Source organism: Neptunomonas sp. ABH4_499, from assembly GCF_056160565.1.
Genome location: NZ_JBSWXK010000016.1, coordinates 58,064 through 69,214, shown reverse-complemented (window position 1 = coordinate 69,214; position 11,151 = coordinate 58,064). Strand labels below are relative to the sequence as shown.

Annotated in this window: 8 protein-coding genes and 1 tRNA gene; 8 read left to right on the top strand and 1 reads right to left on the bottom strand. The window is 45.6% G+C overall.

Annotated features, from left to right (window positions below; all coding sequences use genetic code 11):
• Positions 1–406: 406 nt before the first annotated feature.
• Entirely contained in the window at positions 407–964 is a 558-nt protein-coding gene (locus tag ACXAF9_RS15255; protein ID WP_475075550.1) for a hypothetical protein, read from the bottom strand.
• A 405-nt stretch (positions 965–1,369) separates the two neighbouring features.
• On the opposite strand from ACXAF9_RS15255, the gene ACXAF9_RS15250 reads away from it, so the two are divergent.
• The 8 genes from ACXAF9_RS15250 (at position 1,370) to cas6f (ending at position 11,141) form a co-directional block, all read left to right on the top strand.
• Positions 1,370–2,335: an IS5 family transposase gene (locus ACXAF9_RS15250; RefSeq protein ID WP_475075549.1), complete on the top strand. Its 966-nt coding sequence runs from the start codon at positions 1,370–1,372 to the stop codon at positions 2,333–2,335.
• Positions 2,336–2,725: 390 nt separating this feature from the next.
• Positions 2,726–2,802: transfer RNA gene (locus tag ACXAF9_RS15245), tRNA-Val, on the top strand.
• Between the two features lie 160 nt (positions 2,803–2,962).
• Positions 2,963–3,931 (top strand): type I-F CRISPR-associated endonuclease Cas1f, encoded by a 969-nt coding sequence (gene cas1f, locus ACXAF9_RS15240; RefSeq protein WP_475075548.1) that lies wholly within the window; start codon positions 2,963–2,965, stop codon positions 3,929–3,931.
• Positions 3,932–7,246 (top strand): type I-F CRISPR-associated helicase Cas3f, encoded by a 3,315-nt coding sequence (cas3f, locus tag ACXAF9_RS15235; RefSeq protein WP_475075547.1) that lies wholly within the window; start codon positions 3,932–3,934, stop codon positions 7,244–7,246. It begins immediately after the preceding gene.
• Between the two features lie 15 nt (positions 7,247–7,261).
• Positions 7,262–8,605 carry a type I-F CRISPR-associated protein Csy1 gene (gene csy1, locus ACXAF9_RS15230; RefSeq protein ID WP_475075546.1) on the top strand — a complete coding sequence of 448 codons (1,344 nt, stop codon included), beginning with the start codon at positions 7,262–7,264 and terminating at the stop codon, positions 8,603–8,605.
• A complete protein-coding gene (gene csy2 / locus ACXAF9_RS15225; protein WP_475075545.1) occupies positions 8,598–9,560 on the top strand; it encodes a type I-F CRISPR-associated protein Csy2 in 963 nt (320 codons plus the stop codon). The genes csy1 and csy2 overlap by 8 nt, the downstream gene beginning before the upstream one ends.
• A 10-nt stretch (positions 9,561–9,570) precedes the next feature.
• A complete protein-coding gene (gene csy3 / locus ACXAF9_RS15220) occupies positions 9,571–10,578 on the top strand; it encodes a type I-F CRISPR-associated protein Csy3 (RefSeq protein ID WP_475075544.1) in 1,008 nt (335 codons plus the stop codon).
• Between the two features lie 5 nt (positions 10,579–10,583).
• Positions 10,584–11,141 carry a type I-F CRISPR-associated endoribonuclease Cas6/Csy4 gene (gene cas6f / locus ACXAF9_RS15215; RefSeq protein WP_475075543.1) on the top strand — a complete coding sequence of 186 codons (558 nt, stop codon included), beginning with the start codon at positions 10,584–10,586 and terminating at the stop codon, positions 11,139–11,141.
• Positions 11,142–11,151 lie beyond the last annotated feature (10 nt).

The following is an 11,151-nucleotide window of genomic DNA, read 5'->3' as shown; positions in this document are numbered from 1 at the left end:
CGGAACATATCGTTTTGCGGTTCTGAAAGCTTCTTCTTCGGTTTCATAAATCAACGATTCTGCAACTATTTGGGCCCTGAAGGGCAAAAAAGGCGGGGTTTCCATATTCGAACCGCATTATAAACCACTATAAATCATACGGTTACGTATTTTTCAGGGGCGACTATCTATAATCCAAAAAGGTATTCTTATTGTTTAATCAACAATAGTTACAATCCCGAAAATCATAACTGATGAAAACACTTCGAACTGGTATTCAAACAAGTCAGGTGGAAACAAAAACAAGGCAACCAGTCCTGATACAGCTAATGTACCGCCAAGTATTTTTCGAAGTAGCTTAGGGAGGTATTTGTAAACTAAATGAATGTAAAGTAGCCCAAGTGCTCCAATCAGAAGATATATCATGTTAATACTCGTCTAAGGTTAAATAGGTCCCAGTGAACGAATACTGAGGACCGATACCGCCGTTTACTTCGATAAACGTCATTACACTTACATCCCCTGCGTTGAATTTACGCGAGTGTTTAATAATGAATTTTCTAACACGCGCACCTACAATCAGACTAATACCCCAGCCAATTCCTCCTTTTGCCTTTTCATTTTCTTTCACTTTTTTAGGCATCTTTCTAAGAAGTAAAAAACCCAGTGCGGCTGACACTGCGCCTGCTACAGCGTTTGCAAACCGATACTGGTCGTAGGTAGCCTCATTTGCGCTCTCCGCTGTAAGCGGTTCACACACGACAGTGAATAGCTTTACAGGTCGCGTATCTCCGTGCTTCATTCCTTGTATCGTGCGCCTTAACATCGCAAGCGTTTCTCTTTGCGCTACAGCGTTAATTTTTGAATTTTCTGAATAGACTGTGGTGTTTACCGTGTGCTCCTTGAATTCCCGTGCTGGGTATTCCAAAAGAAATAGGGTTCCCTTGTTGTAATCCTCTTTGAACTTCTGTTTTGACAATCCCATGTCAAGGTTCCTTCCATTTTTAGTTAGGTCAGGAACCTTATGGCTTTATTTGATCATGGTCAATACACTAGCAGCTACAACATTGTTCTTTGTGAGACACCGCTGTCCTGCATGTCAGAGCCATTATAAAACCCTCTGAGAAGTTTTTAAGAAATCCCTCATCATGTTGCAAGTTTTCCTTAAAAACCTCTCAGAGGGCCTTTTTAGACCACACCAGTAAAGAATTAGACTGATTTGTTACTAGAAGCGTCCTCCGGTATGCAAGAGAGCTTTAGCTCTCGAAGCTAATACCATAGGAGGTAAGCGATCTAGTAACATGTATGCTATGAAGAAATTTAAAATTTCTATAGACAAGTGACACCACAATTTATCGTAGCCGAAACTCTTCACTACCATGGATGATCGATGACACAGCAGCTGAGTTTCGGTGATAGCGAGTATCAAAGCAAACGCCACATCACACGCAAAGAGAAATTCCTAGGTCGGATGGACAAGCTGATTCCATGGCAGCGTTTAGAATCCGTCATCGCGCCTTACTACCCGCCGTCTGACAGAGGTCGTCCGCCTTATCCATTATCAACCATGTTGCGTATTCATTGCCTGCAACAGTGGTACAGCCTCAGTGATCCAGCTATGGAAGATGCATTGTACGAAATTGCATCTATGCGCTTGTTTTCAAATCTATCACTGGATGGCGCGATCCCTGATCGAACTACGATTATGAACTTTCGCCATTTGCTGGAACAGCACCACCTTGCTCACACAATTTTTGATGAGGTGAACCAGTGGTTGAGTGATGCGGGAGTACTTTTGAAAGAAGGTACCTTAATGGATGCAACGATTATAGAAGCGCCTACATCCACCAAAAATAAAGACGGTAAACGTGATCCCGAGATGCATCAAACCAAGAAGGGCAATCAGTGGCATTTTGGTATGAAAGCGCATATTGGAGTCGATGCGCGCACAGGCCTCACGCATAGTTTTACCACGACAGCGGCGAATGAGCATGATCTAAACCAAGCGCATGAGTTGCTACATGGGGAAGAAGACTTTGTTTTTGCTGATGCAGGTTACCGTGGTGCGCAGAAGCGTAGCGAGCTACAGGGCGGCAATGCTGAGTGGCATATTGCTGAGAAGCCGAGCAAAGTGAAAGCACTGAAAAGCCATCCTCGGATCAACAAAACATTGCTGAATATGGAGTATATGAAAGCCAGTATTCGTGCCAAATTGGAGCATCCGTTCAGGATCATTAAGTGCCAGTTTGGTTTTCGAAAGACAAGCTATAAAGGCTTACGGAAGAACCATCATAAATTGGCGATGCTCTTCGCTTTAGCGAACATCGTCCGCGTGGACCAGATGTTACGAGCATAGGATAAATCCGTCTGGATGCCGGAAAACAGGCATTCAGATGGCAAAAAGTACCGAAAACAGGGAAGTTTTGCGCGTTTTATAGTGGTGGAAGGCGGTTGAGAGCTGTGATGCTCTTTAAATCGCACCTTACTTATCTAATCAAGGAGCACCAGTACCCAAGCATGAACGCAGTGAATGCGCCGGGATACGGGGTGTGCGACTGGATTAGATAACGCTTAAATAAAAACATACACAGTGAATGGTACGTGAAACCTCGCGTACCACTTCGCGTACCATTTTCATGGTACGGAGGGGTATTAATGGGGGTGTTTAAGAAATGACTAATTTGAAGAAAGTTGGCTGAAAGCCTTGTATTACGGGGAAATGTGAGTATTATATGCACCACTCTTTAGGACTATAGCTCAGTTGGTTAGAGCGCTACCTTGACATGGTAGAGGTCGGCAGTTCGAATCTGCCTAGTCCTACCAAATTACTGTTAAATCAGTATCTTAGAAGCCGACGATTGTCGGTTTTTTTGTGTCTTTTTACCAAAGTCTAAAGCGTTTTTTGTCTATTTTATTGGCTTAGATCTGGTCATGGTCTATGTTGAATCGGGATTTTATCTTGCATTCAAATGGATCATTGGACATGGAACAGTTCTCCCCCTCGGATATGAAAACTATCCTGCACTCTAAACGTGCCAACATGTATTACCTTGAGTACTGCCGTGTATTGGTTAAAGATGGCCGGGTCGAGTACGTTACCGATGAAGGTAAGCAGTCTTACTATTGGAACATTCCGATCGCCAATACAACGACGCTCTTACTGGGTAATGGCACATCTATTACCCAAGCAGCAGTACGTGAGTTAGCCAAGGCAGGCGTCTTAATCGGTTTCTGTGGTGGGGGTGGTTCGCCACTGTTTTCCACAAATGAATTGGATTTTGATGTCAGTTTCTTTAGTCCGCAAAGTGAATACCGCCCTGTTGAATATCTGCAGCAATGGGTTTCTTTTTGGTTTGATGATACCAAGCGTTTAGAGGCCGCCAAAGCCATTCAAATGAAACGCATCGAGTTCACTAAAAGAAACTGGACCAACAATAATCGCTTCAAGGATGCTGGTATAGCACTCAATGCCTCTGACTTACATCAAGCGCTGGCCCAGTTTGAGCAGCAGGTTGAAAAGGCTGCTGAGCCTCACGAGTTGATGTTAAGTGAAGCTCGCCTTACCAAAACACTTTATAAAATTATCTGCAATATCACAGGTTACAACGACTTTACCCGGATTAAGCAGGGCGAGGGGACGGACTTTGCCAACCGGTTTTTAGATCATGGTAATTACCTTGCTTATGGATTGGGCGCTACGGCGACATGGGTTCTTGGTTTACCGCATGGGCTGTCTATCTTGCATGGCAAAACGCGCCGAGGCGGATTGGTTTTTGATGCGGCCGATCTTGTGAAAGATGGAATTATACTGCCGCAAGCGTTTTTGAGTGCTATGAACGGGGATTCTGAGCAGGAATTTAGACAAGCGTGTATTTCTGCGATTCGGCACAGCGAAGCATTGGACTTCATGATCGACAGTTTAAAGTCGATCAGTGAGGAGTTCGGTGCTTAGATGAATATCCTACTTGTCTCTCAGTGCTCGAAAAAAGCGCTCAAAGAAACGCGACGTATTATAGATCAATTTGCTGAACGCACGGGGGACCGGACATGGCAAACGGCTATAACGGAACAAGGTCTATCCACTTTACGTAAGTTACTGAAAAAAACAGCACGTCGAAACACTTCTGTTGCTTGTCATTGGATTAGGGGGCGTGATCGCACCGAACTGAAATGGATTGTGGGTAACCCCCGAAAATTTAACATTGACGGCGCGGTACCCACCAACGTAACTGGGCGGGATATATTAAGAGCTAAAGATGAAAATGTATGGCAAACCGCAGAAGATATTAGGCTACTAGCGTGCATAGCTGCTCTGTTTCATGATGCAGGTAAAGCAAACCAAGCTTTTCAAGACAAAATCAATCCCACCAAAAAGACTGCCAGCTTTGAACCGTATCGTCACGAGTGGGTTTCGTTAAGAATCTTCGAGGCGTTTGTTACGCAAACCATTCAACATGCTCCAGTCGCGGATCAAGATTCAGCTTGGTTAACGGCCTTATCTGAACTTGGCTCCGACACGGATCAGTTCGTACAAGCAGCATTGGTTAAAGATAAGATCACCGAAAAATGCCGTTCGCCTTTTCCAAAACTACCGCCAGTTGCGCAAGCGGTAGCGTGGTTGATTGTCAGTCATCACAAATTATTAGAACCGACTACTGATGAAAAAACTTTCATTACACATGCAGATAAAATCCTAGAGGCTGTTAGAGGACCTTGGAATTCACCGAGATCCGATGATGATTGGTCTAAGGCGGATATAGAGAAGGTTTGGTCATTCCCTTTTGGTACCCCGTTTTGCAGTCAAACGTGGTGCGATAAAGTCTCTCGAATTGCGAGCCAGGCCTTAAAAAGAGCGATTTTCACAAAGCACCCTTGGCTCTTTGACCCTTTCACATTGCACCTTTCGCGTTTGAGCTTAATGCTGGCCGATCATTACTATTCGAGTCAAAACCGTGTGGGCATAAAGACCGCATGGCATGACAAGTCGTGGGGAAAAACCGTTAAAAAGACTGTTTACGCCAATACTTGGCGGGAATGTCGAAGTCAGGATAACGGCAAATACAACCAGACGTTAGATGATCATTTAATTGGCGTGTACCACTGCAGCCATCAATTGGTGCGCCTATTGCCTGTGCTTAAAGAGTCATTACCTGTTATCACGCGCCACCCTGAACTAAAGAAAAGAACCACATTGCCCCGATTTGCTTGGCAGAACAAAGCCTATGAATTAGCAGTGAGTGTGCGTGATCAATCCGACAAACAGGGTTTTTTTGGTATCAATGTCGCTTCAACCGGCTTGGGTAAGACGTTCGCGAATGCAAAAATTATGTATGGCCTGTCGGATGAACGAAAAGGTTGTCGTTTTAATGTAGCGCTTGGGCTCAGAACACTGACCCTTCAAACCGGTGACGCCTTCAAAGAACACCTTCGTTTGGATGAGGAGGACTTAGCCGTTCTGATTGGCTCCAGTGCTGTACAGGCGTTGCATGAAGAAAGTAATCAACATGCTGGCGTGTTTGGTTCTGAATCCGCGAGTGTGTTTGCCGATCAAGATAATTACGTCAGTTACGATGGCATTTTGGGTGATGGACTGCTTTCTAAATGGTTGGATCGATCACCAAAAATCAAAAAACTCGTTAACGCGCCCGTATTGGTAAGCACGATTGATCATCTGATGCCCGCTACGGAAGGCAGTCGTGGCGGTAAGCAAATAGCGCCTATGCTGCGTTTGTTATCCTCTGATCTTGTTTTGGATGAGCCGGATGATTTCGGTTTGGACGATCTACCGGCACTGTGTCGTTTAGTCCATTGGGCAGGATTGCTCGGGAGTAAAGTTTTACTCTCTTCGGCAACACTGCCGCCAGATCTGACAGAAGCTTTATTCGATGCTTATTTAGCTGGGCGAAAGCATTACGAGAAGGCTGTGAATGTGAATCCAAGCAAGACGACCAATGTTGTATGTGCTTGGTTTGATGAATTTAAAAGCACTTCGGTTAATGTGGCCAGTCGGGATCTGTTTTCAGCTGAACATTCAAACTGTATGAAGCGGCGTGCGGCTAAGTTAGCTCAGCAAGCGGTCCGTCGTCGTGTTGAGCTGGTGTCTTTGCAAACGCAAAATCGTGATACCGCAATTGATGACATGGCGCATCAGATTCATGCCAGCGTGCTTGAATTACATAGCCGGTATCAGCACAAGCAACCAAAAGGTAACGCTGTCGCGAGTTTTGGGTTGGTGCGAATGGCGAACATCAAACCACTGGTAGCGGTCGCGCAAAAGCTGATGTTAATGCCCAGCCCACAGGGCTTAAATGTGCATTACTGTGTGTACCACAGCCAGTTCCTATTGTTGCAGCGTTCTTCTATTGAAACCCGGTTGGATGCTGTCCTTAACCGCAAAGACCCGGCCGCTATTTGGTCGCATAGCAGCGTACAAGATGCGATCTCAAAAGCCCCAAATGAAGAGCATGTTTTTGTTGTGCTAGGCAGCCCTGTAACCGAAGTAGGGCGGGATCACTCTTACGATTGGGCGGTCGTTGAGCCATCGTCCATTCGGTCGGTGATTCAATTAGCGGGACGAGTGTTAAGGCATGATCAAGTCACGCTGGTTGATCAACCCAATATTCATTTATTAAACCAGAATATTCGCGCACTGCGTTGCGAGCGCGAAGCGTTCGTGAAACCGGGCTTTGAAGGTGGCGGTCTTCTTCTTAAAAGCCACCTGCTAAACGAGGTACTTCCGGAGCATCAGTATCAAACCATTAATGCTCTACCTCGAATGTTAAAGGCCGATCATTTAGACCCAGAGCGCCAGTTGGTCGATCTTGAACATGCAGCCCTAGCTAATCGGCTCTGGGGGGAGGATGCGTCAAGTGGGCGGCCTTACGCAAGCGTTTGGTGGAATCAGCCTTGCCATTGGACTAATCATATTCAGCGACGGCTACCTTTTCGAAAGCATACCCCAAGCGATGATTATTGCTTCTATTTAGAAGAAGAGTTTGATGAACCTGCTATGTGGCGTTGGCACGAGAACGGTGATTTTAAATCTGATGAAAAACAGGGCTTTACAGAGGATAGTTTGCCTAACCTTGCGAAAGGCGTGTACCTATGGGGCGGTGACTTTGATTATAAAGCTGAGCTTATGGCAATAGCGGAGCGGAAGAATGTGAGTTTGGCCGATGCGGCAAAGCAGTTTGGGGTAGTGTCGTTGCGTACAAAAGAAGGTGTGTGGCATAGAAACAATCTATTTGGGTTCTTCGAAGCCGAATAATATAAGGAAAAAGGGATGGATCAGGACGGTAAAGGTTTATCCGATCAAATCCTCGACTATATCAACAGTCGAAAAGAGGATCGGTTAGAGAAGTTTGATAAAGAGACGGATAAAAACCTTAAGTCGCTAAAACCCGAGGACGTCGCAGCCTACGAAATGAAACGGTTTGCGACTAGGCAGGCGGAAGTTGATAAGTACAAACCAAGCATTTGGCTGACGGATGCGGCTTCAAGGGCCAAGCAATTACAGTTAGTCACCCATGCTGTGAAATTTATCCACTCCGACGCCAAAGGTACCAGCGTATTCGCATCGGATTTAGATAGCGCGAACAATTATGTTGGTACACACTGCCTTCAACAGCCTGCAATCGATATCGTGGGAAACGCCGCTGCGCTTGATGTTGGAAAATTGCTGATGTTAGAAGCTGAAGGTAAAACCTTAGTGGACTATATCCAGCAAGAAAATATGGCTCCTTTTGAGCCTTATGCTGATTCTAAAGAACAGCTTCAAGAGTGGTTCCAAGGCTTCCAGTTGGCTGTAACAGCTAAAGATCCGTCATCGCACAAATTGGCTAAACAGCTTTATTGGCCACTTGAAAAGGAAGGGGAATATCATCTTCTACTTCCATTATTTGCAAGCGCACTTTCTCAAGAAGTTTACGAACGCGTCAATTTCGCGCGTTTTTCCGAAGAGCAGAAAGCGGCAAGGGATGCGCGTAGAAAAGAGCAATTTTTAGAGACCGCGACTATTGAGTACCCGAACATTGCTGTACAAGCTTTTGGCGGCACAAAACCACAAAATATAAGCCAGCTCAATTCCAGTCGTGGTGGTAAGGCGTATCTTTTAAGCAGCGCACCGCCAACCTGGGAGCAACAAGAGAAACCGCCTTTAAAAGTGAAGTCTATTTTTCGTGGACCATTCTCGCGGCAGGTTTATCCTCAAATAAAGGGGCTAAAAGCGTTTCTGGTAGAAAGTGCGCATCAACAAAGTACATCGAGAATAAGAGCACAGCGTGCTCGCAGAATCGATGATATTGTAGACCGACTCATTGCATACGGCGCAACTGTACGCCGATTCCCCGCTGGTTGGTCATCCAGCCCTGATTGTCATTTACCTTTGCACCAAACGCTTTGGCTCGACCCTAAGCGTAGGTTGACGGATCCCGAGTTTGCCGAGCATTTTGATAAAAAAGAGTGGCAGTCAAAAGTTGCCGAGGACTTTGCGCGATTCATAAATGCTCAGCTTGAGTACAAATCCGAATTGTCGACCGGGGATGCCGAATTTGCTCAGTGGAAAGTACTCACCGCTCAGGAGTTACGACTAGTCCAGGATGAGGTCATCGAGGTGTTTAATGGATAAATTACTTGAGCTTAGGCACCTTCAAGTGGAAGGCGCAAATGCGATAGCCGGAATGACGTGGGGTTTCCCTGCGGTAACCAGTTTCTTAGGCTTCGTTCATGCTTTGCAGCGTAAAGTACATGAGCGCATAACCGATTCGATATTGCTTGAATCTTGTGCGGTCATTTGCCACAGCAGCCAAGTGCAATCCTACAGCGATAACATGAGCCGCGAGAGCTATTTTGCTTTAACTCGTAATCCCCTTGTTTTAAAAGGGAAGGAGGCCGTCACAGCGCCTTTCAATGAGGAAGGCAAGATGCGTATGGATATCACCCTTTTAATATCCATAAAAGCGCGAGATGGCTATATATCCCCGGACGATATTGAAGATTTTAAAGAATATATCACGCAAGTGATCCCACAAATGCGAATCGCAGGTGGTGTAATAACTTCAATGGGTGCTGTGAAAGTAGAAGGGGCAATAGAGGCCATAAATAGCGATGTTTCAAGAAGAAAGCGCTATTTAAGAGAGTTTCTACCCGGGTTTGCATTAGTCTGTCGACAAGACGTGTTGGAACAGCATTCAAGCGATTCAGGGCAAACGCCTTTTGATGCATGGCTTGATTTTAGTGCTCGTAAAATGCGTGCTCAAGGTACCGATGAACATACTGAATGGGTAATCGAAAGACCCAATTTTAGTGGTTGGCTCAAGCCCATCATGATTGGTTATCAAGGTGTATCCGACCTTTACCCAGCAGGGGCCGTTGGCCATGTGCGAGATAGGGATGTCCCAGTTCAATTTGTAGAAGCTATTTATTCTTTGGGGCAGTGGATTAGCCCGCACCGCATTGATGATATTCAGCACCTTCTGTGGAGTCATTCACACAACGTCGAAACTTCCCTTTATGTATGCCGGAACGATTACGAGCCCGGTACACCCCTTACATTAGAAACAAACGTTTCCGTTAATTCTTAGGAGAAACAGCATGGCAGCGGTAAAAACAGCAACAGTACTTGCATTTGAACGTAAACTCGCCAACTCGGATGGCCTTCTTCTTGGCGGGCGTTGGTCGGATATAGATCAAGATACAAAGTGGGGCGCTATCCCAATTCAAGAAAAGGCCGTTCGCGGTACAATCTCAAATCGTCAGAAAAACGCAATAGTGAATGACCCTGCCAAACTGGATCAGGAAGTTAACAAAGCAAACTTGCAAAAGGTCGATACGGCGGCTCTTCCATTCGACTGCGATACGTTAAAACTTGTGTTTAGTATTCGTGTTTTGGGTGACTTATCGACGCCATCAGCCTGTAATAGCCCAGATTATCAATCGGTTTTAAGTGAAACGATTAACGCCTACATCAAAGATCAGTCATTTGGCACGTTAGCGCACCGCTATGCTTCTAACTTAGCCAATGGTCGCTTCTTGTGGCGCAACAGAGTTGGTGCAGAAGAGATTAAAGTGCGTATTACTCATCAGCAAAAAGACCAAAATACGGTTTGGGAGTTTGATGGGTACGCGCTTTCGCTTCGTGATTTTGATTATCAAAGCGACGATCTAAAAGCGTTAACCACGGCCATTGAGCAAGGTCTATCGAGCGACCAGTTTACGTATTTAAAAGTAGAGGCCTTTGTCAAATTGGGAGAAGGGCAAGAGGTATTTCCATCTCAAGAACTCGTGCTTGATAGCAACTCGCGTAAAAGCAAAGTGCTGTACAGCGTGGACGGTGTCGCTGCGCTTCACTCGCAAAAAATTGGCAATGCCATTCGCACGATCGATACGTGGTATGCCGAAGCCAATGAAATCGGGCCTATCTCTGCAGAGCCTTTCGGCTCAGTAACCAGCCGAGGAAAAGCCTATCGCAGTAACAAAGATGACTTTTATACCTTGTTTGATAAATGGATGGAAAAGGGGCAAGCCCCAGACATCGAACAACAACACTATGTGATGGCTAATTTGATCCGTGGTGGTGTCTTTGGCAGCAAGTCGGAGTAATGACCATGGATCATTACGTAGACATCCATATTTTAGAAGATCCTGAATTTACCGCGCCGATACTCATGAATGCTCTGTTCAGTAAGTTACACAGGGCGTTAGTGGAAGTATCGGATAACGATATTGGTGTGAGCTTTCCTACAGCTTCGCCTGGATCTCTGGGTAAATTACTCAGATTGCATGGTACACGAGCGCGTTTGGAGTCCCTAGAGCAATTACCATGGAGAAAAGGCTTAGGAGACTTTACCAAGGTTTCCGATATTAGCCTTGTCCCTGATACTCATGAGTATTGGTTGGTAAAGCGCGTGCACGTCAAAAGCAACCCAGATCGTATTCGTAGGCGAGCTATGAAGCGCCAAGGTATCACGTATGAGCAGGCTAAGGAGAACATTCCAGATACAGTTAGCCAGCACGTTAAGTTGCCGTTCGTTCGTATTAAAAGTCAGTCTACGGGCGAACAGTTTCCGCTGTTCATTGAGCAGCAAGCAACAGCCTCGTGCAGTAGTGACGTGTCTTTTTCTAAATACGGTTTGAGTACGACGACGACCGTACCTAAATTTTAACCCTTTTTTT